The sequence below is a fragment of the Flagellimonas sp. ABD4_174 genome (genome assembly GCF_056160185.1).
The window spans coordinates 920,310-945,921 of sequence record NZ_JBSWWP010000001.1; the positions used below are offsets into that span (position 1 = coordinate 920,310).

Genomic DNA, 25,612 nt, shown 5'->3' on the forward strand with positions numbered 1-25,612 from the left:
CTAATTAGAATAACATGGCAGGAGGAAAACAAACACCACGTCAGAAGATGATCAACCTTATGTATTTGATCTTCATCGCGATGTTGGCACTTAATATGAGCAAGGAAGTACTTGCAGCATTCGGACTTATGAACGAAAAGTTGGAAACTTCCAACACGAGCATGGATTCCAACAACGCTAGTTTCTTTGCTAGCTTGGAGACAAAAGCTTCCGAAAACGCTGAAGAGTACGGAGAATTGTACGAAGATGCCCAGAAGGTAAAAGAACTTTCAGATGACTATTACAGCTATTTGGAAGGATTGAAAAAAGAAATGACCGCAGATTTGGAAGACCCAAAAGACTATGTGGTTATGGACAAGTCGGATTACTTGGACCAAAAATTCTTTCAAGGGGACAATTTGGGCCCAGAAGGAAAGAAGTTCATGGACTACATCAACAACTATCGTGATGGCGTGATCAATGCATTGCCAGAAGGTAAGTTCGAATCCTTAAAAGCTGCGGTTAAAGCTCGTTTTGCAACAGGTGACGCAGAAGGTAAGGTTGAGAAAAGAGACGGAACCCGTCAAGATTGGATCAACTATCACTACGAAGGATTCCCATTGGTGGCTTCTTTGACCAAGATGACCCAATTGCAGGCCGACATCAAAACAACCGAGCAAGAGGTGTTAAAGACCCTATTGGAAGGTGAGTTGACAGAAGCTGTATCCTTGACCAACTTTGCAAGTTCATTGTCCGCTCCTAAAACGGCTTATTATGCAGGAGAAAAGTATGATGGTAAGATCATTGTTAGCAAAACTGATAAGACTTCCACGCCTGTAAAAGCTGAATTGACCTTGGACGGAAGACCAATGACAGAAGGAAAGGATTACGAATTGGAAGCTGGTGGAATCAAAATGTTGATCAGTGCCGGTACTCCTGGTGACCACACCATTAAAGGAACCATGACATTTATGCAGGACGGTGAAGAAGTGCCGGTAGAAGTAAACAATACGTTCGCAACTATCTCTATGCCTAATGCAGCAGTTATCTCAGCAGATAAAATGAACGTGGTATACCGTGGTGTTGCCAACCCAATGACGATTTCCATCCCAGGAATTCCAGATAACAAGGTAAATGCTTCAGCTCCTGGTTTGAGCAGAAGAAGCGGAAGCCAGTACGTTATGAACCCAGGTACAGGTAGGTCGGTAACCATTACAGCTTCTGGTACATTGCCAGACGGTAAAGGTATCTCTACCAAGTCCGAGTTCCGTATCAAGGACATTCCAAGACCAAGTGGAACCGTTCGTGGGGAGTCTGGAAGCATTAAAATGCCAAAGAACAACTTGGAAATCGCAACTGTTAGCGCTATGTTGGAAGACTTTGATTTTGATTTGAACCTAGCTGTTAGCCAGTTCAAGTTCAAAGTGCCAGGTCAGCCTACCGTAGTTGTAAATGGAAACAAATTGGATGCAAGAGCCAAATCTGCACTTAAAAGAGCAGGTAGGGGCGAATCAGTCCAGATATTCGATATCCAAGCCTACATCACAAACAACAAGAGTTACAAGTTGAAAAAAGTATCTCCTGTAGTGGTTGAGCTTACTAACTAAGAAGTATAAAAAGTATACAAGTTATCATGAATTGGAAGAACGCATTATTAATTGGATTGTTGGGCATATTGCCGTTATCGATCATGGCGCAGGCAAATATTTTGAACGCCAAGATGCCAGAGGATATAGGTAAGAAAACCCAAGCTCAGATCGAGCAGGACAACGATGAGCCTTTGGAATATGGTTATGTGGACGATAGGGATATCCTTTGGTCCAAGACCGTATGGGAAATCATTGATCTTGACGAGAGAGTTAACTTTCCATTATATTACCCGACCGATACCATAGATATCGGAAAGGACAGAAGGTCACTGTACCACGTTTTGATGAAAAATATCAGAAATGGAAATCTTACCGAGATTTATACAGACTCCTACTTTACTGAAAAAAGAAAGTTGGAAGACCTTGGAGCCACTTTGAGCAAGGTAGATACCACAGACCTTGGATACGAGCAGGTAAATGCCGGTGAGGCAGTTTCCCCCGAGTTTATAAACAAAAGGGATTTGACCGCAGCCGATATCGAGGAGTATCGCATAAAAGGAATCTGGTATTTCGATAAACGCCAAGGTGAGCTTAAGTATCGCTTATTGGGAATTGCCCCAGTTGCCCCGGACGTAAACTTTATAGATGATGAGTCTGTAGATCCGGGACAGAACAAAGTAGAGTTGTTTTGGGTATGGTACCCTGCGGCCAGGCAAATTTTGCACGAAGCCAAAGTGTACAACCAACGAAATTCGGCAAGACCCCTTTCCTTTGATATGCTGTTGAACGCGCGTCGATTCAACGGTGTTATCTACCAAGAGGAAAATGTTCACGAAGATCGTAAAATCAGCGATTACATATTCGATAATGCACTGTTCCAGCTCTTGGAAGGCCAAAGAATAAAAGAAGGCATTCGGGACAGGGAACAAGATATGTGGGCTTATTAAGCCGAATAATATTTCCAATTCAATAGAACAGGACGCCGCACTTAGTGCGGCGTTTTTTTTGTTTTATACTTGGGCATGAATTGTGGTAAGATCACCTATATGCCTAATTTTGCAGTATGCTGGATTATATAATAGTAGGTTTGGGTTTGGCGGGCATTTCTTTTTGCGAAGTATTGGAAAAGGAAGGCAAAACCTTTACCGTGATCACCGATGAGTCCCAGAGAGCATCCCAAGTTGCGGGAGGATTGTACAACCCGATAATCCTTAAACGGTTTACCATGGCATGGAAGGCAAAGCATCAACTGGAAATGGCAAAGCCATTCTATCGGGACTTGGAAGAAAAATTGGGCGTAAAACTGGATTATGAGCTTCCCGTATTGCGAAAATTTGCTTCCATTGAAGAGCAGAACCTCTGGTTTGAGGCGGCAGACCGTCCCAATTTAGGGCATTTTCTATCCAATAAGATCATTACCAATGTCAACCCTGCCATCGATGCACCTTATGGTTTTGGAGAAGTTAAATTTACGGGTAGGATCGATACGGGTTCTTTGGTTCGCAACTATAAATATCATCTTAAAAAATCGGATTCGCTATTGGAGGAATCTTTTGATTTTGATGAGTTGCTTGTATCGGAAGAACGCATAAAATATAAGTCCATTGTAGCCAAAAACATTGTTTTTGCCTGCGGATATGGGCTCAAGCAAAACCCGTATTTTGGATATTTGCCCCTTAATGGCACAAAGGGGGAACTGTTGATCGTACATGCCCCTGAGTTCAAGGAGGAAAATGTAATCAAGTCTTCCGTGTTTACCATCCCAATGAATAATGATCACTATTTGGTAGGGGCTACTTATAAGTGGAAAGATAAGACCAATGCACCCACCGAGGAGTCCAAAAAAGAGCTTTTGGAAAAACTGGAAACCTTCTTAAAATGTGATTTTAAAATTGTGGATCATGTTGCGGGTATTCGCCCCACTGTTGTAGACCGCAGGCCATTGGTCGGAAGGCACCCGGAACATCAAAATATGTATGTGTTGAACGGATTTGGTTCCAGGGGAGTGCTCATCGGGCCCTATGCCTCCAATCAATTATTTGATCATATTGAAAAACAATCGGAGCTTGATCCAGAAATGGATGTGCAAAGATTTACCAAAAAATACTACTTTACCACTTCGTGATTTTTAACAGCGGTCGGGTCGTATTTTACAAAAAAGTTGATCCAAATATTTCTGGATAGCCTTAGAATAAGTGGCATAAAAACGATCAAGGTGCCAACAATGGAGATAAAGGTTGTTACCAAGGATGTACCTAAAAATAGGAAAGAAACTACAAAAGCTGCCACTGCAAAGGCAACACCGACCGCATAGCTCACGTACATGGCCCCATAAAAAAAGGAAGGCTCGATCTTGTATTTTAAACCGCAATGCGAACATCTATCGTTCATGCTAAAAATTTTGGACAATGCATAAGGGTTGGAATTCTCATACATACTTTCTTCGTGGCATCTTGGGCAGTTTCCTGTTAAAATGCTGTACATTTTGGTTCCTTTTTTTAACATTTGCAAGGCTTTTGCGCAAAAGTACACATTCACCAAATAATTAAATGTAATCAAGGTCACATATAAATGCTAAATATTCATAACCTATCTGTAGCTTTTGGAGGAGAATATCTGTTCGAGGAAATATCCTTTCGTCTTAACGGGGGCGACAGGGTTGGACTTATCGGAAAGAATGGAGCGGGGAAATCCACAATGCTAAAACTATTGGCCAAGGAAATGCCTTTGGACGAGGGCACCATTGCTACCGAGAAGGACGTGAAGATAGGTTTTTTAAAGCAGGACATCGACTTTGAAGAAGGTAGGACGGTGTTGGAAGAGTCCCATCAAGCATTTGCGGAGATCAAGGCTTTGGAACTTAGGCTGGACGAGATCAATACAGCATTGGCAGAGCGTACCGATTACGAAAGCGAAAGTTACCATCAACTTATGGTGGATCTTACCGATGTTACCCATCGATATGAAATTTTGGGAGGCTATAATTACCAGGGCGATACCGAAAAGGTGCTACTCGGCTTGGGATTTAAAAGGGAGGACTTTAATAAATTAACGGACACTTTTTCCGGTGGATGGCGCATGCGCATAGAATTGGCCAAACTTTTATTGCAGAGCAACGATGTGCTGCTGCTCGATGAGCCTACCAACCACTTGGATATCGAATCCATTATTTGGTTGGAACAGTTTCTACGCAATTTTGCCGGAGCCGTCGTAATTGTTTCGCACGATAAAATGTTCTTGGACAATGTCACTAACAGGACCATTGAGATCTCTCTTGGACGAATCTACGATTACAATAAACCATACACACAATTCTTGGTGCATCGGAAAGAAATAAAAGAACAGCAGCTGAGTGCCCAAAAAAACCAAGAAAAACAAATTCAGCAGACCGAACGCTTGATCGAGAAGTTCAGGGCAAAATCCAGTAAGGCCTCTATGGCGCAATCCCTGATCAAAAAGTTGGATAAAATGGATCGTATAGAGGTGGATGAAGAGGACAACAGCGTAATGAACCTTAGATTTCCGGTTTCCGTGAACCCTGGAAAAGTTGTAGCAGAATTGGACGGAATTGGCAAAAGTTATGGCCCCAAAAAAGTATTGGAGGGAATAGATTTATTGGTAGAGCGCGGAAGTAAAACGGCCTTCGTGGGTCAAAATGGTCAAGGCAAGACCACATTGGCCAAAATTATGGTTGGCGAACTGGATTATCAAGGTCATCTAAAAATGGGTCATAATGTGCAATTGGGCTATTTTGCACAGAATCAAGCCGAATATCTGGAGGGCAATAAAACCGTACTGGACACCATGATCGATGCGGCCAATGAGACCAACCGAAGCAAGGTCCGTGATATTTTGGGTTCTTTTTTGTTCAGGGGGGATGATGTGGAGAAGTATGTTAAAGTACTTTCAGGGGGAGAGCGGAACCGTTTGGCCCTGGCAAAGATGTTGCTCCAGCCCTTTAATGTGTTGGTAATGGACGAACCTACCAACCACCTGGACATTAAATCCAAAAATGTTTTAAAACAGGCACTTCAGAATTTTGAGGGTACTTTGATCTTGGTTTCCCATGACCGTGACTTTCTTCAAGGGTTAACAGATAGGGTGTACGAGTTTAAAGAAGGCAACATAAAGGAGTATCTCGGAGATATTGATTTTTATTTGGAGCAACGAAAAATGGATGATTTCCGAAGCGTTGAAAAAGGTGAAAAGGAAAAAATCGAGAAACTTCAGGAAAAACCGAAGGAAAACGATTATCAAACTCAGAAAAAACAAAAATCCCTTAAAAATAAATTGAGCGGTGTCGAAAAGAAAATCTCCCAATTGGAAAAGGAGATTGCCAATATAGACCACGAGCTGCTCATGGATTATGATGCTACCATAGCAAAGCCCAATTTTTTTGATTCGTATGAGGGCAAAAAGAAAGACCTGGAATCTTTAATGGAGGATTGGGAAAACATTTCTCACGAGCTGGAATCACTGGATTAGGGAAGTAATCCTACATTTTCACATCGTTTTTTTACTGATACACAACAATAAAGCGTGTATTCGTCGATTATATTTGTAGGGTAATTCTTCTTTTTCTTACTTTGTAAGTAAATTCGCTACAAGAAAATAAGTATTCAATGATTCGATCAGCCATTTTTTTCTTTTGTTTAATGTTTTGCTCGGCCATTTCGCTGGCCAGCGGACAAGTTTCCAAGTCCGAAAAAGCCGCTTTGGTGGATCTATATAATAGCACCAATGGAAAGGAGTGGAATGCTCCATGGGATTTAGATGCGCCTGTCGACACTTGGAAAGGTGTGGAGGTAAAGGACGGGAAGGTTGTGGGCCTGACCCTTTTTATGAACAATTTAAAAGGGGTGTTACCAGAAAGCATTGGTAAATTAAAGCACCTGCACACCTTAAATCTGGCGTTTAACCAAATTACCGGCATACTTCCATCGGATATTGTTAAACTTGAAAAACTTAAGGTCTTTCGTTTGGAAATGAATCGAATCAAGGGTGAAATTCCCTCAGAAGTAGGAAAATTCAAGGAAATGGAAGTCTTTTCCATGTTCAACAATTTTTTGAGCGGACCAATTCCGGAAGGCTTTGGTGAACTTGAAAATTTGAAAGAGCTTAATCTATCCAGTAACAATTTAAAAGGAGCCATCCCAAGATCAATTGGTCAGCTTTCCAAATTAGAGGCATTGGGGCTTTTCGAAAACATGTTGGAAGGTCAAATACCGGCGGAAATCGGAAATTTGGGCAAACTGAAGGAATTGGTGTTGTCCAACAATAGATTGGGAGGAGAAATCCCAGCAGAGTTTGGACAATTGGCAAGTCTTGAGATATTGCAGCTCCAGAACAATCAGTTCAAATCCTTTAATGTGCTCCGAGCAATGGATACAAAACAATTCCTGGTTTTTGATACGGATGATAAAACATTGAATCCCAAATTTAACGATCTACAATTTGAGCGTACTCGAATGGCAGATACCAAGTTTGAGGATGATGACGAAAATGAGTAGTTAAATTATTACTTTAGTTTGTTTGGTTAGGGGATGCCGTTTGGGGTCCCCTTTTTGCATTTGACCGGGTTTAAATTGTATTTTATGAAATATTTAACCAATGTAAAAGATGTAGGCGATAGATTTGCAAGGCTTAAACCAACTAACACATGCGAAAGCTCATCATATCAGCAGTTGCTGGAGGCATAATTATTTTTGCTTCACTATATTTTGCAGGCCTAATTGCGGGTGGAAAAGATAATAAAAGACCACCCTCCCAAAAAGTGGTCAAAACCGTATTTGTAGATACCATAAAAAACACCACGGTACCTATCCAAGTGCCCGCCAATGGTAATCTTAAGGCAAAAAAGCGAGTGGAACTCTATTCAGAGGTGCAAGGAGTATTTAGGCCAGGGAGCAAATTGTTTCGAACAGGGCAACCATACACTTCCGGACAGACCTTGATCAGAATAGATGCGAACGAGTACTATGCCACGGTGCAATCTGCCAAAAGTAACCTGTACAACTTGCTCACTTCAATTATGCCTGACCTTAGATTGGATTATCCTGAGATTTATCCAAAATGGCAGCAGTACTTAAATAGTTTCGATTTGGACAAAACCACGCCCGAATTGCCCAGCTTGGATTCGGAAAAGGAAAAGTTCTTTATAACCGGAAGGGAGATCATTACTACATATTATAACGTTAAGAATCTGGAACAACGTTTGTCCAAGTATACCATTACGGCACCCTTTAATGGCATTTTGACCGAAGCCTTGGTTACTGAGGGTACCTTGATAAGGTCCGGGCAAAAGTTAGGGGAGTTTATCGATACAGGATTGTATGAGCTAGAAGTATCCGTGAGCAAAACCTATGGGGATTTCCTTAAAGTGGGGAAAAAGGTAAACCTGACCAATTTGGAAAAAACCAAATCTTTTGTTGGCGAAGTAACCCGGGTTAATGGTAGGGTAGACCAAAATTCACAAACCATAACAGTGTATATCGAGGTGCGCGGGGATAATTTAAAAGAAGGTCAATATCTCGAGGCCAATTTAGAGGCCAAAGAAGAAACCGATGCCATAGAGATCGATCGGTCATTACTATTGGAAAACAATCAAATTTTTGTGGTAAAAGACTCCATCCTTGACCTTATGGATGTAAGTCCCATTTTTTTTACAGATAAGACCGTTGTGCTAAAGAACGTTCCCGATGGAGAAGTTATCGTTTCCAGACCAATGACAGGGGCTTATGCAGGCATGTTGGTAAAAGTATTCGACGAAAATAAATCCTAAACCTCCAAGGCCATGAGAAAACTGATCTCGTATTTTATAAAATACCACATGGCAGTAAATGTCTTTATTTTGGCATTTTTTGTTTTTGGGGCAGTGGGGATACTTTCGCTAAAATCTTCCTTTTTTCCACTAAGTGAAGCTCGTAATATTACCATTTCCATTGCCTATCCCGGGGCATCTCCCCAAGAGGTCGAAGAAGGTATCGTACTAAAGATCGAGGATAACCTAAAAGGACTCGAAGGAGTAGAACGGGTCACTTCCACATCAAGGGAAAACAGTGGTACCATCAATGTGGAAATCGAGAAGGAAAGGAATGTCGATTTTATGTTGTTGGAGGTAAAAAATGCTGTGGACAGGGTTCCTACCTTTCCCACCGGAATGGAACCTTTGATAGTTGCCAAGCAAGAACCCGTAAGGCCCACTATCAGTTTTGCAGTGAGTGGGAAGGATATACCGCTGGCCACACTAAAGCAAATTGGTCGCCAAATAGAGAACGACCTTAGGGCAATCGATGGCATTTCCCAAATTTCAATAGCAGGTTATCCGGATGAAGAAATAGAAATCGCCGTAGATGAGAATAGTCTATTGGCCTACAACCTTTCCTTTGCCGAAGTGGCACAGGCAGTGGCCAATGCCAATATTTTGGTAACCGGGGGTAATATAAAGACCGTTACCGAAGAATATCTGATAAGGGCAAACAACAGATCCTATTATGGAGATGAGCTTTCCAATATAGTTGTAAGGGGAGATGCGGCCGGTCGTGCAATCCGCTTAAAAGATGTCGCTATTATTCGGGATAGATTTTCCGAGACACCCAATGCATCTTATTTTAATGGGGAACTGGCGGTTAACATTACGATTACAAGTACCAATACAGAAGATTTAATGGGCTCTGCCGAAAATGTAAGGCAGTATATCCAGGATTTCAACGAAAAATACACCAATGTTGAGCTTAATGTAATCGATGATAGATCCACCACATTGACACAGCGTACCCAATTGTTAACGGAAAATGCTATCGTTGGGATGCTTTTGGTCTTGGTCTTTTTGTCACTTTTCTTGAACACCAGATTGGCATTTTGGGTTGCATTCGGGCTTCCCATTGCATTTCTAGGAATGTTTGTTTTTGCACCCATGTTCAATGTTACCATCAACGTGCTCTCTTTGTTCGGGATGATCATTGTTATCGGTATCTTGGTGGATGATGGTATTGTAATCGCGGAAAATATATATCAACATTACGAAGATGGCAAATCGCCGGTAAAAGCCGCACTGGATGGAACCATGGAGGTGATACCGCCAATTATCTCGGCAATAATTACCACAATCTTGGCCTTTTCCATTTTCCTTTTCTTGGATAGTCGGATTGGGGAATTCTTTAGTGAAGTTTCCGTGATCGTTATCCTAACATTAGTAGTTTCACTTGTGGAAGCATTGATTATTCTACCTGCCCACTTAGCACATTCCAAGGCTCTCCATCGTCATAAAAAAGAACCCAAGACCGCAATTTCAAGGGTTTTTGCCAGACTTAGGGTGATCAATAAAATAGGGGACAGACTTATGAACTACATGCGGGACAATTGGTATAGCCCCGTACTCCGTTTTATGATGGACTACAAAATTTTGACCTTTGCACTGTTCTTTATGGCCCTCGTTCTAACATTGGGGTCTATTAGTGGAGGAATAATTCGAACCGCTTTCTTCCCTAGAATTGCCAGTGATCAAGTCTCCATTCAGTTGACCATGCCCAACGGAACCAACGAAAAGGTTACAGATTCCATTATAAGCCTAATTCAGGACAAAGCGCATATTGTAAACCAGGAATTGACCGATACATATTTACAGGGCATGGATAAAATGCTGTTCGTGAATATGATCAAAAATTTAGGCCCCGGTTCATCATCCGCTCGATTGGAAATTAACCTTTTGCCCGGAGAAGAACGGCCAGATGGGATACGGTCAGATATGGTTACCACAAGGCTTAGAGAGTTGGTAGGCCCAGTGATTGGTGTGGAAAGCCTTATTTATGGCTCGGGAGGCAATTTTGGTGGAAATCCAGTATCTGTTTCCCTATTAGGGAACAATATCGAAGAGTTAAAAGCAGCAAAGGAAGAGCTTAAACAAGCTATGGAGAGCAACGCGAACCTAAAAGATGTTACCGATAACGACCCAGCTGGAATCAAAGAAATAAGACTGCAATTAAAAGAAAATGCGTATTTGTTGGGACTTGATCTTCGTACGGTGATGAACCAAGTAAGGGGCGGTTTCTTTGGAGCACAGGCACAACGATTTCAACGTGGTCAAGATGAGATAAGGGTTTGGGTGCGTTATGACAGGGAAAATAGATCATCGATTTCCGATTTGGACGAAATGAGGATTTTGGCGCCAAGCGGAGATCGCATCCCATTAAAAGAAATTGCCACTTATACTATTGAGCGAGGGGATGTAGCCATCAACCATCTTGAAGGACGCAGAGAAATACAAGTATCCTCGGACCTTACCGACCCCGAGACTACCAGTGGAACAGATGCCATGCTATGGGTTAGAAATGAAGTGCTGCCAGAGATATTATCAAAGTATCCATCCATAACACCATCCTACGAAGGACAGAATAGAGAGGCCAATAAATTGATCGGATCTTTGGGCTTTGTTGGCCCCATCGTTATATTTTTGATATTTATCGTGATAGCTTTTACCTTTCGAAGTATAAGTCAACCCTTACTGTTGATTTTTATGGTACCCTTTAGCCTAACCGCAGTTGCTTGGGGACATTGGATCCATGGATTTCCGATAAATGTACTATCCATGCTCGGAATTATTGCATTGATTGGGATTATGGTCAACGATGGATTGGTGCTAATAGGTAAGTTCAATATAAACTTACGTAGTGGGATGACGTTCGACGATGCCCTCTATGAAGCAGGACGTTCCCGATTTAGGGCCATATTTTTAACATCGGTTACCACAATTGCCGGGTTGGCACCCTTGCTGCTCGAAAAAAGCCGTCAGGCCCAATTCCTAAAACCCATGGCTATTTCCATTGCATACGGTATTGCCTTTGCAACGGTACTAACGCTGTTGATGCTTCCTTTGTTACTGTCCTTCGGAAACAATGTAAAAGTATTTGCCAAAAAACTTTGGACAGGAGAAAAGGTTACCAAGGAAGAAGTGGAAAGAGCCATTCGGGAGCAGCAAGAGGAGGAGGAAATGGAAGCGGATAGTCAACCTATTAATGGCGCCGATAACCGGCAAGTTTCCCATAACGGAGAAGAAACCCAAAAAGTTACAGAAGAGACCACCTAATGAAAAGCATTTTTTATACCCTGTTCTTAACATTGTTTTTATTTGGTCCATTGGCCATGGCCCAAGATCAACTCCTTACAAAAGAAGAGGCCATTGATCTGGTCTTGGAGAACAACCTGGACATTCAGGTTGCCCGCAACACAAAGCAAATAGACGATAACAATGCGGATATTCTAAACTCTGGCTATTTACCCAGTGTAACCGGGAATGCCAGCGGAAGTATTGATAAACAAGATTCCGAAGGTGTTCTTGCCAATGGAGATACCAGAACCGCCGAAGGAGCAGAAACCAGAAGATATAGTGCCGCCGTAAATGTAAACTATACCCTATTCGATGGCCTGGGGCGATATTACAATTATAAAAACTTTAAGGAGCGTTCCCAGCAATCGGAGCTTGAGGTTCGCCAAACCATAGAAACAACCATTTTACAGTTGTTCACGGTGTATTATGAAGCAGCTCGCCTTACGGAGAACACCAATACCTTGGAACAAGCTCTGGAAATTTCCAAGGATAGGCTTAAAAGAGCAGAGTATCAATTTGAATTTGGACAGAATACGGGTCTGGATGTGCTCAATGCAGAAGTCGATATCAATACGGACAGTATTAACCTCTTAAATTCCAGACAGCAGCTAAGAAATACCATGAGGGATTTAAACTTGATACTAAATCGTGAGCTTTCCTCAAATTTTTCTGCGGACACCACGGTGAATTTTGTACCCGAACTACAAATGGAAAGTATGTTCAACGAGGCCCAGCTAAACAATGTGAGGCTACAGATCGCGGAAAAAGATTTAAATATGGGACTCAATAATATTAGAGTGGCCAGAAGCGGTTATCTGCCAACGATTGGCCTTACCGGAACTTATGGCTGGAACGAGTCCAATAATAACAGTCCTTTGGCTTTTACGTTGCAAAACACTTCTACAGGAGTAACGGGAGCCGTTAACCTTACTTGGAACCTGTTCGATGGTGGCAGCACCATTACAGGAATAAAAAACGCCAAGATTGCCTACAAGAACCAAGAAATTGCCAAGAAGCAGATTCAATTAGAGGTGGAAAGGGATATCCGTAATGCTTGGGATAGTTATACCAACGCCCTTTTTGTGTTGCAGGTACAAGAAAAGAACCTACAGACCAATCAGAACAATTTTAAGCGAACGGATGAACGCTACAAACTGGGCCAAGTTACCTCCATTGAGTTTAGGCAAGCACAGCTAAATTTACTGAATGCGGAATTGGCCAAAAGCCAGGCAAAGTACAATGCCAAGTTGGCCGAGCTTCAAATGCTTCAAATTAGCGGACAATTGCTCAATGTAGATTTTTAATTTATGTACGAACACTTTTTCCAATGTCCGTACTGTTGGGAAACCATTTCTTTCTTGCTGGATAGTTCGGTAAGTGAACAAATGTACATAGAGGATTGTGAAGTATGTTGCCATCCCATAGAGGCAACGGCCAAATTCCAAAATCGGGAAATGGTATATTTTAATGCTCAAGAACTGGGGCAATAACTAGGTTTTAAGTCGATTTGGTATTTAATCCCTGATTGCTTCTTCTCTCTTTTTCTGAACCCTTTGTGTATAAATAATGGCAATACCGATAGCGGCACCCATAAAGGCCAACATACCGCCGACCAAACTGGAGTAGTTCACCTCCAGACCAAATACCATGGGCAAACCACCAAAATAAGCCCCTGAAGCATTACCCATGTTAAAAGCACTTTGGTTCATGGACGAACCTAGGTTTTCTGCCCCCTTGGCAGCTTTTATAATGGCAATTTGGATTGGAGTGGCAATTGAAAAGGTGATTACGCCTACAATAAAACTCAGGGTATAGATAGCGATGCTGCTTTCTGCCAAAATAGAATTCAAGATCAAGGCCAGCGTCATGCAGAGCATACTTATAACCACAGATTTTACGGGATTTAAGATTTCTACCATTCTTGCACCTAGGAAATTTCCAAAGAACATTCCCACACCCGCAATGATCATTACATAGCCTACATTTGCTTCGGGCAGTTTTGTAATGGTAATTACCAAGGGAGCTATATAACTGTACCAAGCAAAGAAACCTCCAGTGCCCACGGTGGTCAACAGTATTAAAGCCCAAAGCTTTTTGTTTTTGAGTACAGGCGTTTCATTTTGATTTTCCTGTGGGCCAACCTCTTCTAAATTTTGTTTTGGCATCCAAAAATATAGACTCGCCAAGGTGGCGATCCCGGAAATCCCGACCAGCAAAAAAGAATAGCTCCAATGCCATTCCTGACCAATATATGTGCCCAATGGTACCCCTAAAATATTGGCTACCGTGAGTCCGGAAAACATTATGGCCATGGCCTGCGCCGCTTTGCCAGGTTTGGTCAAATATCCCGATACAACGGCACCTATACCAAAAAAAGCACCGTGAGGCATACCAGAAAGGAATCTAAAAAGCATCATGGTCCAATAGTTTCCGGAAAAGGCGGATAAAGTGTTAAAAACCGTAAACCACAACATTAAAAAGAGCAATGTTTTTTTGGGGTTAAGACCAGAAGTAAGCCTAGCCATAAAAGGAGCTCCGATCACCACTCCCAAAGCATAAATGGCAATAAAATGGCCAGCTTTTGGGATAGATATTTCTAGAGATCCAGCAATATTTGGCAGAATGCCCATAATAACAAATTCCGTAAGCCCAATTCCAAAACCACCAATGGCAAGAGATAAAAGTGCTTTCTTATTTGTTGGTTGTGAAGAGTTGTCCAAACTAATTTAATTAGTGGGCAAAGTTACGTGGTATTGTTTGAATTGAAAGCAAACATATTTACACAATTCTGTGTTGGATTGCCTTTATTGGGAATAAAAAACAGCCTTGAGGATTGGACTAATTCAAATACATTCAAAAAATGAAACAGATACTTTTGAAAAGATATTTTGGGTTCAAGGCTGTTCTGAAGATTACTTTTTACTTGCCCTAAACTACATTTACTTACAGTTTTTTGAGGTAATCCTCAACCACAAGTACCTATCCCGATTTAATAGAACTGTTTTTAAGTAAAACAAAAGTCCCGCTCCAATTTGGAGCGGGACTTTCTTGGTTGGATAGTATGTAAAGATCAATTGATGCATGGCAACGGATTGGGTCCAAAAGGCCCGAGCACATCACCACTTGGTGTTTCAATTGTGTAAACATGCTCTTCTTCAAAAGCACCACTTGTATAAGATATGACCAGCGAACTTGTTCCATCGGGCACTTCTACATTAAAGGTTGCGGCGTCGCCAGCGGTGAAGGTGTAATCCGTTGCTACGCCATCGATCTCGAATGTTACAAAAGCACCGTCCCAACCATCACCGAATAGATCTTGCATTTCGATTACCCAAGTTCCCGGCACTGTTGTCCCGGAAATAGGTGAACACTTTACCAGAACAATAAAATTAAAGGCCTGTAACTGCTCTGGCTGACCGGTAATCGTAGCACTATAATTGTCCACGGTGGTCACGGTGCCATCGGTGCCGGTGGACTTGCCCAAAAAGCGGATAAAATCACCTCCCGAAATATCATCTATCGTAATTCCAAGAGCACTTGCAATATCTGGGTATGGAATGGAAATGTCACTAGGAAACTCTGTAATGGTCATAAGCTGGACCGTGTCGGTGGAAACCCCACCAGATTCCAAGGTTACGCTTAGTTCCCAAGAGGCCACATTGTCGCTAGGGTCATCTACAGTGCCGGTTAACGAAGAGGAGGCAAGGTCGCCTTTGGCCACAATGGTTTCATCTAAAACTATCCGAACATAGGGCGAGGCCGAATCCTCTAGTTCAAAAACATTGAACGGGTTTTTATCGCTGTCATCACAGGCGACAATCCCAATAGCTAAGAGTGCCAATCCGATTATATATTTAAAGTTACTTTTCATCTGTATTGTTTTTTTGTTATGAATCAATCAACGAAACCATCAGGGTTGGTATCCCAGAACACCGGTGTGCTCGGAGCGCTCTTTTGCGTAATATTGGTGTTACTGTCCGCTGCGGTCTGTGAATACCACATAGATCTTAGGAACGGTCCAGGGTCGGGAGTTGTAAAGGCCGGTGTAAGATTATCGGGCTGCCCTGTTCTTCTGTACGTGTTGTAGGCTTCAATACCGTTGCACCAAAGCGCAATAAAATATTGCTCTACAATTATGCGTAATTTGCCGGTATCATCGGCAGCATCATAACTGGTCAATATTTCCGCGACATGGTTGTCTATGGCCGTGGTCGTTGCCTCAAAACCTGTTCCGGTTGCCAAGGAGGCTCCAAAATTTGCCACGGTTCCAATAGATTGTCTTATGCCCGATTCCAGATAATCCCTAGCATTTCCAGTTGTATTTAAGGTCAATGCGGCTTCTGCCAACATAAAATAGGTGTAAGAGGACATCAGTATGGGGGAAATACCAGCACCCACCAGTCCTTCGTTAATGGCGGCTGATCCCGATACATTTCTAAATGTATTGTCGTCAAAAGGGCCGCCCACAGGGTATGTGCCGTGCAATGTTCTAAAGGCATCATCTGGTGGAATACCGTCATCGTCCAAGTGGTTTCTGCCCCAATATCCGCTGAGCCCATTGGTGGACGGTACCAAACAATAGGGTTCCGATGGGTCCCACCAGGAAGGCAAGGATATTTCGGTAACGCACTCCTTGGTGACTACATCCGCTCCGGAATAGTCTTCCTGTTGACGGTAAAAATAATACCGGATTCTAGGGTCTGGTTCACTATACTGGTTGGCCATTAGATTCATATAATAGTTGGATGTATAAAAATCCGAACTAGGTCCGGCGCCGTCGTAATTGGCATCGAAATATGGATGTCTACTATCAGGTGAAGCATTGTTTGTGCCCCATTGAAAATAGAAATCATCGGAAGCGTCCAAAATCAATTGGTTGCTATTGATCAATTCGTTGATGCGCGAGGTAGAAACCGAGGCGCCAAAACCTTCTGCGTTTGCCAAACGTGTCTGTAGATACAACTTTAGGCGCATGGTGTTGGCCACCTTTCTCCACTTCCCTTCGTTTCCGTTATAGAAAAGATCGTTCAACGGCAACGAAGTTTCGTCCTTGCCGAGGTTTGCAATGGCCTCAACCAAGAGCTGATCTGCTGCCTGATAAATGGATGCGCCGGAATCCACGGTTGGATTAAGGATGCCTTCGCCGCCCGAAACTGCTTCGGAATAGGGAACATCTCCAAAGAAATCAACCATCGACATCATTATATAGGCTTCCAAAATTTGTCCTATGGCAATGTGTGTAAATTGCCCGGCTTCTTCGGCCAAGGGATTCATGGTGCGTATGTCTATCAATGCCCGGGCATATACATTGTCCCAAACCCGGTCAAAATCCGATGGGTCGTAATTCTCGCGGTATGTGGGTCCAAAACCATGTTGCATACGGACCGGTTCCATGCCAAACTGACTTAGTCCGTTCTCTGCACGTCCTTCTTCGCCAGAATGGATTTGTGCGGTCATTAGTTGTATTTGATTCAAAAAGAAATCAACACTCGCCTGCGAGGGGTTCAATGCATTTGGGCTCTCCACAACATCTAAAGATGTGGTCTCGCAGCCCAACATGATCGTCAGTGCAGCGATTAAGAGACTTAGTATATTTGATATTTTTTTCATAATATATTTTTTGATTCTAGTTAGCTGCTTTTAAAATGATGCTCTTACGGTAAGACCATACCTTCTTGTTGAGGGCCCCGTAAAGAAATCGATCCCTTGACCATTGCCCACACCTGTACTGGAGGAGTTGGTGTCGTAGCGCACATTGTCCGGAAAGTTTACTGCTTTGTACCATAAATTGGTTCCAGATAGTGTTAGCGAAAGGCTACCGAAGGGTGTTTTGTCCAACATTTTCTTTGGAATGCTGTAGCCCAAGGAAGCTTCTTGAACACGGATAGTAGTTCCATCAAAAACATTCACTTCGTTAATGTCCCCACCAAAGAATGTGTTGAACCCAAATTCGGTGGACGATATGGCCACGTTGTTTGGAGTACCGTCCGCAAATACGCCGGGCAACACATAATTGGTTTCCCTATCTATTGGGTCATCTGGATCTACTACTCCACGACCAATAAGCCCTGCTGTGGTCACCGAGTATACATCACCGCCATGGCGGTATTGAAGGTTTGCGGAGAGGGTGAAATTCTTATAGGTAATGGTAGGGATCAATGCTGTGGTCCAATCTGGGTTGGGGTCACCGATTTCTGTGATATTGTTGTCCACCAAATAGCGTCCGTTCGGCCCAACTACCTTATTGCCATTGTCATCTCTTTGTATGGTGCTGCCAAGCAATACACCAAATGGTCGGTCTTCTACTGCATAGTTTGCCGCCTCGCCAGCAACCGCAAAGGTCAATAGGATATTGTTGGTGCCTTCTGCCAAGTCGGTGACAGTAGTTTCGCTTGCTGTAAAATTACCAGCGATGTTAAATCCGATACCAGCTTCACTTTCCCTTAAGACATTGAAGTCATAGTCCGCTTCAATACCTTTGGTCTCTACTTCTCCGATGTTTACAAATGTGGAGCGGAAACCTGTTGAGCTATCCAAGGTGCGGTTGGTAATAAGGTCCGTAGTTGATTTTTGATATAAACTCAGATTAAAATTGAGTCTGTTGAACAATCGGGTGTCCAGACCAATTTCCAGTTCTTGTACTCTTTCTGGAGATAAATCCCGGTTACCTAGAATATCGGAAACCGTATTTCCGGAAACTACATTTCCATTAAAGTCCACAAAGGTTCTTGCACCCAACGAGAGAACATCCCGAGTGTTAAAAGGTGTTGGGAAACCTGCTGATGAACCGTAACCTACCCTAAGTTTGGCATAGTTGAGCACATTTCCTTGCAGTGATGGAAATGCAGTGGTAGGTATAAAAGAAACACTGGCGCCGGGGTAGAACAATGAATTGTTTTCTCTTTCCAATGTGGAGGACCAATCATTTCTGCCCACCACGTTTAAGTACATCCAATCTTTGTAGGATAGGGTGGCGTCCAAATAAATACCGACCAGATTTTCTTCAAAATTTTGATTTAGATCGATTCCTGAAAAGGAGTTCACCGATGATGGTGTGGTGAAGTTGTAATGTTCCAATACTCCAAACACCAATTGCCCTTGACTTTCTATTCCATCTTGTGCAAAGGTGTCCCTTCTACTGTTCGCGCCCAATGTAGCGGTGAGGTTAAGGTCGTCCGATAGTCTTTTCTCTGCACTTAAAATAAGATCGTGGTTCCAAATGGAGTTTCTAACCGAACTGGTTCGTAAGATTCCCAAAGTTGGACCATCCACACCACCTCTGTTTTGTCCATAAGAGTTTAACTCTGTATAGGTGTCCAGACCTACACGATAGGTGAGGTTCATCCAATCGTTAAGGGCATAGCTCATGGAGACATTTCCTGTAAACCGGTCTGTTTCTTGAGAGGTCTTGGAGTTTGCAACGGTCCAATATGGATTTTGAATGTCGTTACCAGATCTATAGTACAAACTTCTTCCATCTACAGCTTGGAACGGTAGGTTGGTAAGATCTACACTCCGTGGTGTGTAAAGTACGTCGCCAAAGATAGCGGAACCATCAAAAGCAGCACCACTACCCGTACTTACTGCATTGGGTGGCGACTTGTATCCGGTTCTTGCAAAGTTGAACACCCCGGAAACGGTAAAGTTATTGGAAAGGGCGGCGTTGCCCCCTAAACTAAAATTGTTTCGTAATAACCGGTTCCCTGGGGTTACCCCGATATCTTCCGTTCTACCGTAATTTGCATTAAAGCTTACTTTTTCCGACCCTCCTCGAACATTTACAGAGGTACTGTACACGTAACCGGTTCTAAAAAAATCTTCGACGCCGTTGTAGGGTTTGTACAAATATTGATCATCCAATAAGTCTTCATAGCCAGCAATTAATGTAGGGTCGGCTATATAGTTAAAGGGATGCTGCAGAACAGCAACGCCATTGGGCCCTGTGCCCAGGTATTGTCCCGCCGAGGCAATTCCGTCATCATCTGTTCTATCGAATCGTGGACCCCAGTTACTAAAAAAGTATCCAAAGCCTTGGTGGAAACCACCGCCATAATTATCCTGAAATTTAGGAAGTACCGCTTTGGACATAAATACGGATTGTGTTACGGAAACTTCGGTCTTGGTAGGGGCATCGCCTGTGGCCGCACCTTTGGAGGTGATCAGGATTACACCGTTTCTGCCACGGTTACCATATAAAACCGTTGCACTTAATCCTTTTAGGACACTTACACTTTCAATATTATTGGGGTCAAGATCCAAAAATCGGCTGGACTCAGTGTTTCCGTCCAAAAAGTTGGATTGGGTATTGGTACCTGAATCAAATGGGATTCCATCAACAATAAATAGGGGTTGGTTGGATTGGGTTGCCGATGAATACCCTCGGATGATAATGTTGGTTCCTGAACCGGACATACCGTTGTTGGAGGTAATATTTACCCCTGCTACCTTGCCGTTCAATACCCGGGCCACATCTGCTTCGGGCCTGGATTCTACCTTATCGGACTCTACCGTGGTCACTGAATAGCCCAACGAACGTTTTTCCCGAACAATACCTTGGGCGGTTACTACTACCTCTTCGAGTTGAGAGGCATCTTCTTGCATTTGTACATTGATCGTACTTGCATCGCCTACACTTCTTTCCAGTGTTCTTTGGCCCAAATACGAAAACACCAGTACATCTCCTGTACTGGCTTGTAAGGCGTAGTTGCCATCAAAATCGGATTGTGTTCCACGTACCGTACCCTTAACAACGATGTTTACACCGGGCAAGGGCACGCCATCTTGGTCGGTGACCGTTCCGGTGACCGTTTTTTCCTGGGCATGGGCAAATAGTATGGATAAACACATTGCCGCTAGTGCTCCAAACAGTTTCTTTACTTTCATACGATTAAACTTTTGTTAGTAATTTGAAATGAGTTAGGGCAACTGAGAAAGGTGGACGGCGCAAGGATATTGATAGCTAATTCAAATAATACTTCTGGGAAGTGAACAAAACTCAATGGATTTTGTTTTTTTAAGAAGTAAGGCCTCTCACCGCCCTACCTTTACAATTGCATAACAAATCAACCCAAATCGGTTTTGGAACAGGTACTTTTTAAACGGCGAGAACCTTATAAATCGAAATCCCTATGGGGAAGTACCGATTTTAACATTCTAAGAAATGTGAAGGTAACTGTTTGATAATGAGCAATAAAAAAGTCTCTTGTGTTTTCAAGAGACTTTTTCCGTTAGGTCCAAACCATTTTTGAAGAGTAATGTTGGTAGTTAGTTAGGCCATTTGAATTTTGGTCTGTACAAAATCTGCATTGGCCAATGCCCTGTAATTGTTGGGACAGTGTCCCGTAATTTTCTTGAAGGCATTGTAGAAGCTGTTCTTACTGTTAAAACCTACTTCGTACATAACTGCTTTTACACTTAAGTTTGGATCCGTTACCAAAAGTTGCTTAGCCTCGTTGATCCTATATTCATTTAAAAATGAATAAAAGTTTTTTGCAAGGTAGGTGTTGATCACTTGGGATACTTTATACCTGTTTTCTTGGATGTGCTCGGATAGTTCGTCGAGTCCCATGGTATTGTTCCTGTAGATCTTTTCTACCTCAAAGGCACTTTGGATTTTTTCCCTTATGGTAAGGGCTTCCTCATGAGTGAGTCCGGATTTCTTGTACTTTTCATGACTGTTCAATGGGCTCGGGCTCCGGTGTTCCTGCCCAATGTACTTAAAAACGAGTTGTTTTAGTAGTCGTTTCATAGGATTGATGATTTTTGATTGATGACTACTAGTTACCTATAAAATGCTAGTAAATCGGTGTTCCCGATAAGAGTTTACTGTTGTTTTATGAGAAGGAGGTACTCACTAGGGGTAAGCTGTGTATCTTTTTTAAAAGCTTTGTTGAAAGACACTTTATTGTTGTACCCAACTTCGTAAGCAACATCAATAATGTTGAGTTCCGTTTTCTCCTCCAATAATTCTTTTGCTTCTTGGATTCGGTGAGAATTTACAAACTCGCGAAAGCTCATATTAAAATGTTCGTTGATGAGTTGGGAGGTATTGTGCCTGGTGGTATCCAATTTTTCGGCCACCATATCCAGATTGATATCGTTATGGCGATATATTTTTTCTTTCTGAAATAGATCTTTTAAGTTGGTCTTTAATTCTTGGGAGAGGCTATCGGTTAAACCCGACTTCACATATTTGGGAAACAATCGGTTGGTGTAGGAGTATAGCCCACTAAAAACATCGGGTTGTACATTGGCCGCATATCCTATATATAAAACCATGGTGGACATTAAAATTATAGGTGCGTGGAAAAATGCTCCACTGTTTATTCCTGTAGAAATATAGACACCATAAATAATATAGGCCAATACATATCCTACATGGATCAGATAGATGTTTTTTTGCCAGATACGGGTCTTCTTGTTTAATTCCGTTTTGCTCTCTTTTAACAGAGAATGGACAAAGTAGGCATACACACTTAAAGAAATCGCTTTAAGGATTACCAACAAAACCAGTTTAGTGGAATCGCCAGGGTTTAGTCCGTCCTCCAGTCTTTGGAGCATTTGTATCACTTTTTCTGAACCTGAAAATGCATATACGGTGAATGTAAGGTATATGGTTAACACCACCGTAGGTAACAAATGCCAGTAATTTTTTTTGTTGAGGTCCGTTGATTTTGATACTCTTTTAAAATAGAGGAAAAGGAGTGGACCATATAAGAAGGAAGACCATGTGGACATTAGGTATGTGTGCGGGAACTCAAAAACATAATTGGTTTGGTTTGCGCATATGTTTAGGATGAACAAGGAATGTATAAAAACAAAAAGTGCGATCAGGCCCCTGGCCTGAAGGTCAATTTTTTTGTTGATCAATAGAACAAAGGTCACATAAAACCCGATTAGGGAAACAAAAAAGTAGAATATGGACCACACCGTGAGCTTTGGGAGTACCGTTCCGGATAGTTTTACAAATTCGGTCTCATCTCGGATGCCGTCAAAATCTTCGTGTAAGAGGAACGCAGGGTGAAAATCTATCTCGAAATAATCGTAGATGTAAGAAATAGATTCTTGAGGGTGGTCCAATGCCGCCTCGCTCAGGGCAAGTTTTTTAAGAACATGGATTTTCTGTTCTTTATCAGGAAGTTCTAGATTCTTTTTGTATATCGGTACAGCATCCTCAAACCGGTGAATATTAAAATAATAGTCCGCCCAATCCAGCGAATCCTTAAAAGTTTCTGCTGTCGGTACGGGTATTCCGGCATAGCTGTCCAAGGCTTTGCCGTGGGCAAACATCACATTTGCACATAGAATAATGAGGACAATATATTTTGTTGATTGTCTCATTTTTGATTGATGATGAATTAGATATTAACAATTTATGAAAATAAGGCGTTAAAAACGTTAACAAACTATTAAAGTAGGTAAGCCCCGATAAAAGTTTACTATCCTAAAGGCAATGGAAGCATCAATAAAAAAGGGTATAAAAAAAGCCGAGAAAATTTTCTCGGCTTTTTTCTAGTAGCGGGGACTGGACTCGAACCAGCGACCTTCGGGTTATGAGCCCGACGAGCTACCTACTGCTCTACCCCGCGATGTGGACGGCAAATATACAACCGTTTTTCTGTCTTTTCCAAACTAAAATTAATATTCCTGTATTCAATAGGGGCAATCCGTTCAAAATCCATAAATTGGACATTTTTACTTTATGGACGCAATCAACGATTTTATCGCATCACTTTTGCCATACACCGAGTGGCCCATGTTAATATTGCTAATAGGTGGTGGACTATTTTTGGCCTTTTACTCAAGGTTTGTACCCTTTCGTCATTTTGGCCACGCCATTGCTGTAGTATCCGGCAAATACGACGACAAGAATGCCAAGGGAGATGTAAGTTCGTTCCAAGCGTTATCGGCAGCAGTTGCAGCAACTGTGGGGCTCGGAAATATTTCCGGGGTGGCCATTGCTATACACGATGGAGGTCCGGGTGTGGTTTTTTGGATATGGATGACGGCCCTTTTGGGAATGGGCATAAAATATTATTCCGGAAGTTTGGCCATAATGTACCGCGGAACCGATTCGGATGGGCATATGCAAGGAGGCCCCATGTTCTACATTACCAAAGGGATGGGCAAATGGGCAAGGCCCATGGCCATTTTTTTTAGTATTTGTGGATTGTTCGGCTTTTTGGGCGTATTTACCGCCAATCAGTTTACCGAAGCTTTTATGGGCGTCGTGGAGCCGCACGAAACCATTTGGGCAACTAGTGAGTACAATTGGAAGTTGGGTATAGGATTCTTTTTGGCAATTGTTACATCCATCGTAATATTTGGGGGACTGAGCAAAATAGCCAAAGTAGCATCGGCCATTGTACCATTTATGGTAGGAGTATATCTTTTGGCGGTAATTTTTGTAATGGCCAGCAATGCAGGAGAAGTTTGGCCCGCCCTAAGAATGATTTTGGTGGAGGCCTGGAACTTCGATACCATGGTCACAGGTGGCTTTTGGGGATTGGTGATCGTTGGGGTGCGAAGAGCCATGTTCTCCAACGAGGCAGGTTTGGGTAGTGCGCCTATGTACCACGGACAATCCAGAAACAACGAGCCCACCAAAGAAGGATTGGTTGCCATGTTGGGTCCCTTTATCGATACAATTTTAGTATGTACCTTTACCGCGGTGGTAATTATCTTGAGCGGAGCCTACCTTGAGGATGGCAGTGGTATTGTAATGACCATGTCCGCTTTCGAAACAACACTATATGGTATAGGCGATGTATTGTTGATGGTCATTGTGTCCGCATTCGCATTGTCGACCCTATTTACCTATTCGTACTACGGAGTTAAAAGTCTTTCATTTTTGACGAACGCCAAGATTGGAAAATGGTACAATGTATTTTTTGTGGTAATGATCGTTTTTGCTTCGATTGCATCGTTGACCTTGGTAAAAAATCTGATCGATCTCTCGTATGCACTAATGGTAATACCCAACATGATTGCAGTACTTTATCTTGCACCAAGGGTAAATGCAGCATCCAAACAATATTTTGAAAAAAGAAAAAAAGGTGGCGCATAAGTCTGGATTTGTAAATATTATCGGTAACCCCAACGTGGGTAAATCAACATTGATGAATGCCTTTGTAGGTGAAAAATTATCAATAATTACCTCAAAGGCGCAGACCACACGGCACCGTATTTTGGGAATTGTGAACGGTGATGATTTTCAGATGATTTTGTCCGACACGCCCGGTATCATCAAACCCGCCTACGAGCTGCAAACGTCTATGATGGACTTTGTAAAATCCGCTTTTGAGGACGCAGATGTATTGCTCTACATGGTTGAAATAGGGGAAAAGGCCCTTAAAGATGAGTCCTTCTTTAAAAAAATACAGAACAGTAAAATACCAGTGTTATTGCTCCTCAATAAAATTGATACATCCGACCAGCAAAAGTTGGAAGAGCAAATGCAATACTGGCAAGAGCAGCTGCCCAATGCCGAAATACATCCTATCTCCGCTTTGGAAAATTTTAATGTGACCGAAGTTTTTAACCGTATTTTGGACTTATTGCCCGAAGCACCTCCATACTATCCAAAAGATCAGATTACGGACAAACCGGAACGTTTTTTTGTTAATGAGACCATCCGTGAAAAAATCCTACTGCACTATAAAAAGGAGATACCGTATTCTGTAGAGGTAGAAACCGAAGAGTTTTTGGAGGACGAAGACATTATCCGTATCCGTTCAGTAATCATGGTGGAGAGGGATACGCAAAAAGGTATTATTATAGGTCATAAGGGGAGTGCCATCAAAAAAGTAGGTGTAGAGGCCAGGAAAGACCTCGAAAAATTCTTTGCCAAACAAGTACACATCGAACTATATGTAAAGGTGAACAAAAACTGGCGAAGCAACTCCCAACAACTTAGACGCTTTGGTTACAACGGTTAATC

18 protein-coding genes and 1 tRNA gene are annotated in these 25,612 nt (G+C 42.4%); 11 read left to right on the forward strand and 8 right to left on the reverse strand.

From position 1 onward, the window contains the following. Window positions 1-14 precede the first annotated feature (14 nt). The 3 genes from porM to ACXAFK_RS04035 all read left to right on the forward strand — a co-directional run bounded on the left by porM (window position 15) and on the right by ACXAFK_RS04035 (window position 3,693). Complete coding sequence (gene porM, locus ACXAFK_RS04025) at window positions 15-1,586, forward strand: type IX secretion system motor protein PorM/GldM (RefSeq protein WP_224836386.1); 1,572 nt, start codon at window positions 15-17, stop codon at window positions 1,584-1,586. Between the two features lie 26 nt (window positions 1,587-1,612). Then, entirely contained in the window at window positions 1,613-2,515 is a 903-nt protein-coding gene (porN, locus tag ACXAFK_RS04030; protein ID WP_474956889.1) for a type IX secretion system ring subunit PorN/GldN, read from the forward strand. A 116-nt stretch (window positions 2,516-2,631) separates the two neighbouring features. Further along, window positions 2,632-3,693: an NAD(P)/FAD-dependent oxidoreductase gene (locus ACXAFK_RS04035; RefSeq protein WP_474956890.1), complete on the forward strand. Its 1,062-nt coding sequence runs from the start codon at window positions 2,632-2,634 to the stop codon at window positions 3,691-3,693. Here the strand turns inward: ACXAFK_RS04035 and ACXAFK_RS04040 are convergent. After that, window positions 3,675-4,073, reverse strand: a complete 399-nt coding sequence (locus ACXAFK_RS04040) for a DUF983 domain-containing protein (RefSeq protein ID WP_252080651.1) — start codon at window positions 4,071-4,073, stop codon at window positions 3,675-3,677. The two genes, ACXAFK_RS04035 and ACXAFK_RS04040, sit on opposite strands and share 19 nt — an antisense overlap. Before the next feature lie 66 nt (window positions 4,074-4,139). Here ACXAFK_RS04040 and ACXAFK_RS04045 point away from each other — a divergent pair, with 66 nt between their 5' ends. The 6 genes from ACXAFK_RS04045 to ACXAFK_RS04070 all read left to right on the forward strand — a co-directional run bounded on the left by ACXAFK_RS04045 (window position 4,140) and on the right by ACXAFK_RS04070 (window position 13,163). Further along, entirely contained in the window at window positions 4,140-6,053 is a 1,914-nt protein-coding gene (locus ACXAFK_RS04045) for an ABC-F family ATP-binding cassette domain-containing protein (protein WP_474956891.1), read from the forward strand. Window positions 6,054-6,190: 137 nt separating this feature from the next. Then, complete coding sequence (locus tag ACXAFK_RS04050) at window positions 6,191-7,078, forward strand: leucine-rich repeat domain-containing protein (protein ID WP_224836391.1); 888 nt, start codon at window positions 6,191-6,193, stop codon at window positions 7,076-7,078. 149 nt (window positions 7,079-7,227) lie between these two features. Then, window positions 7,228-8,349 (forward strand): efflux RND transporter periplasmic adaptor subunit, encoded by a 1,122-nt coding sequence (locus ACXAFK_RS04055; protein WP_474956892.1) that lies wholly within the window; start codon window positions 7,228-7,230, stop codon window positions 8,347-8,349. A gap of 12 nt (window positions 8,350-8,361) precedes the next feature. Beyond that, window positions 8,362-11,652: an efflux RND transporter permease subunit gene (locus tag ACXAFK_RS04060; protein WP_474956893.1), complete on the forward strand. Its 3,291-nt coding sequence runs from the start codon at window positions 8,362-8,364 to the stop codon at window positions 11,650-11,652. After that, window positions 11,652-12,977, forward strand: a complete 1,326-nt coding sequence (locus ACXAFK_RS04065; protein ID WP_474956894.1) for a TolC family protein — start codon at window positions 11,652-11,654, stop codon at window positions 12,975-12,977. The genes ACXAFK_RS04060 and ACXAFK_RS04065 overlap by 1 nt, the downstream gene beginning before the upstream one ends. 3 nt (window positions 12,978-12,980) lie before the next feature. Further along, window positions 12,981-13,163, forward strand: coding sequence for a CPXCG motif-containing cysteine-rich protein (locus ACXAFK_RS04070; protein WP_474956895.1), 183 nt, complete (start codon window positions 12,981-12,983; stop codon window positions 13,161-13,163). 24 nt (window positions 13,164-13,187) lie between these two features. Here the strand turns inward: ACXAFK_RS04070 and ACXAFK_RS04075 are convergent, their stop codons facing one another. From ACXAFK_RS04075 to ACXAFK_RS04105, 7 genes are all read right to left on the reverse strand, one after another. Then, window positions 13,188-14,393, reverse strand: coding sequence for an MFS transporter (locus ACXAFK_RS04075; RefSeq protein WP_474956896.1), 1,206 nt, complete (start codon window positions 14,391-14,393; stop codon window positions 13,188-13,190). Between the two features lie 350 nt (window positions 14,394-14,743). Then, complete coding sequence (locus ACXAFK_RS04080) at window positions 14,744-15,544, reverse strand: hypothetical protein (RefSeq protein ID WP_474956897.1); 801 nt, start codon at window positions 15,542-15,544, stop codon at window positions 14,744-14,746. 23 nt (window positions 15,545-15,567) lie between these two features. Next, window positions 15,568-17,283 (reverse strand): SusD/RagB family nutrient-binding outer membrane lipoprotein, encoded by a 1,716-nt coding sequence (locus ACXAFK_RS04085; protein ID WP_474956898.1) that lies wholly within the window; start codon window positions 17,281-17,283, stop codon window positions 15,568-15,570. Window positions 17,284-17,313: 30 nt separating this feature from the next. Continuing rightward, window positions 17,314-20,556, reverse strand: coding sequence for a SusC/RagA family TonB-linked outer membrane protein (locus ACXAFK_RS04090; protein WP_474956899.1), 3,243 nt, complete (start codon window positions 20,554-20,556; stop codon window positions 17,314-17,316). A 385-nt stretch (window positions 20,557-20,941) separates the two neighbouring features. Continuing rightward, window positions 20,942-21,421 carry a helix-turn-helix domain-containing protein gene (locus tag ACXAFK_RS04095; RefSeq protein WP_252080643.1) on the reverse strand — a complete coding sequence of 160 codons (480 nt, stop codon included), beginning with the start codon at window positions 21,419-21,421 and terminating at the stop codon, window positions 20,942-20,944. 74 nt (window positions 21,422-21,495) lie between these two features. After that, window positions 21,496-23,013, reverse strand: a complete 1,518-nt coding sequence (locus ACXAFK_RS04100; protein WP_474956900.1) for an AraC family transcriptional regulator — start codon at window positions 23,011-23,013, stop codon at window positions 21,496-21,498. A 175-nt stretch (window positions 23,014-23,188) separates the two neighbouring features. Next, window positions 23,189-23,261: transfer RNA gene (locus tag ACXAFK_RS04105), tRNA-Met, on the reverse strand. Between the two features lie 113 nt (window positions 23,262-23,374). Between ACXAFK_RS04105 and ACXAFK_RS04110 the strand changes: the two genes are divergently transcribed. Together ACXAFK_RS04110 and era are read left to right on the forward strand one after the other, a co-directional pair. Continuing rightward, a complete protein-coding gene (locus tag ACXAFK_RS04110) occupies window positions 23,375-24,739 on the forward strand; it encodes an alanine/glycine:cation symporter family protein (RefSeq protein WP_338196768.1) in 1,365 nt (454 codons plus the stop codon). Beyond that, on the forward strand, window positions 24,729-25,610 hold the full coding sequence (gene era, locus ACXAFK_RS04115) for a GTPase Era (protein ID WP_338198067.1): 882 nt from the start codon (window positions 24,729-24,731) through the stop codon (window positions 25,608-25,610). The genes ACXAFK_RS04110 and era overlap by 11 nt, the downstream gene beginning before the upstream one ends. Window positions 25,611-25,612: the final 2 nt, after the last annotated feature.

Bases quoted from the DNA above. Each gene is read 5' to 3' on its own strand.
- porM (WP_224836386.1), top strand. From the start codon at position 15: ATGGCAGGAGGAAAACAAACACCACGTCAGAAGATGATCAACCTTATG.
- porN (WP_474956889.1), top strand. From the start codon at position 1,613: ATGAATTGGAAGAACGCATTATTAATTGGATTGTTGGGCATATTGCCG.
- ACXAFK_RS04035 (WP_474956890.1), top strand. From the start codon at position 2,632: ATGCTGGATTATATAATAGTAGGTTTGGGTTTGGCGGGCATTTCTTTT.
- ACXAFK_RS04040 (WP_252080651.1), bottom strand. From the start codon at position 4,073: ATGTTAAAAAAAGGAACCAAAATGTACAGCATTTTAACAGGAAACTGC.
- ACXAFK_RS04045 (WP_474956891.1), top strand. From the start codon at position 4,140: ATGCTAAATATTCATAACCTATCTGTAGCTTTTGGAGGAGAATATCTG.
- ACXAFK_RS04050 (WP_224836391.1), top strand. From the start codon at position 6,191: ATGATTCGATCAGCCATTTTTTTCTTTTGTTTAATGTTTTGCTCGGCC.
- ACXAFK_RS04055 (WP_474956892.1), top strand. From the start codon at position 7,228: ATGCGAAAGCTCATCATATCAGCAGTTGCTGGAGGCATAATTATTTTT.
- ACXAFK_RS04060 (WP_474956893.1), top strand. From the start codon at position 8,362: ATGAGAAAACTGATCTCGTATTTTATAAAATACCACATGGCAGTAAAT.
- ACXAFK_RS04065 (WP_474956894.1), top strand. From the start codon at position 11,652: ATGAAAAGCATTTTTTATACCCTGTTCTTAACATTGTTTTTATTTGGT.
- ACXAFK_RS04070 (WP_474956895.1), top strand. From the start codon at position 12,981: ATGTACGAACACTTTTTCCAATGTCCGTACTGTTGGGAAACCATTTCT.
- ACXAFK_RS04080 (WP_474956897.1), bottom strand. From the start codon at position 15,544: ATGAAAAGTAACTTTAAATATATAATCGGATTGGCACTCTTAGCTATT.
- ACXAFK_RS04085 (WP_474956898.1), bottom strand. From the start codon at position 17,283: ATGAAAAAAATATCAAATATACTAAGTCTCTTAATCGCTGCACTGACG.
- ACXAFK_RS04090 (WP_474956899.1), bottom strand. From the start codon at position 20,556: ATGAAAGTAAAGAAACTGTTTGGAGCACTAGCGGCAATGTGTTTATCC.
- ACXAFK_RS04095 (WP_252080643.1), bottom strand. From the start codon at position 21,421: ATGAAACGACTACTAAAACAACTCGTTTTTAAGTACATTGGGCAGGAA.
- ACXAFK_RS04100 (WP_474956900.1), bottom strand. From the start codon at position 23,013: ATGAGACAATCAACAAAATATATTGTCCTCATTATTCTATGTGCAAAT.
- ACXAFK_RS04110 (WP_338196768.1), top strand. From the start codon at position 23,375: ATGGACGCAATCAACGATTTTATCGCATCACTTTTGCCATACACCGAG.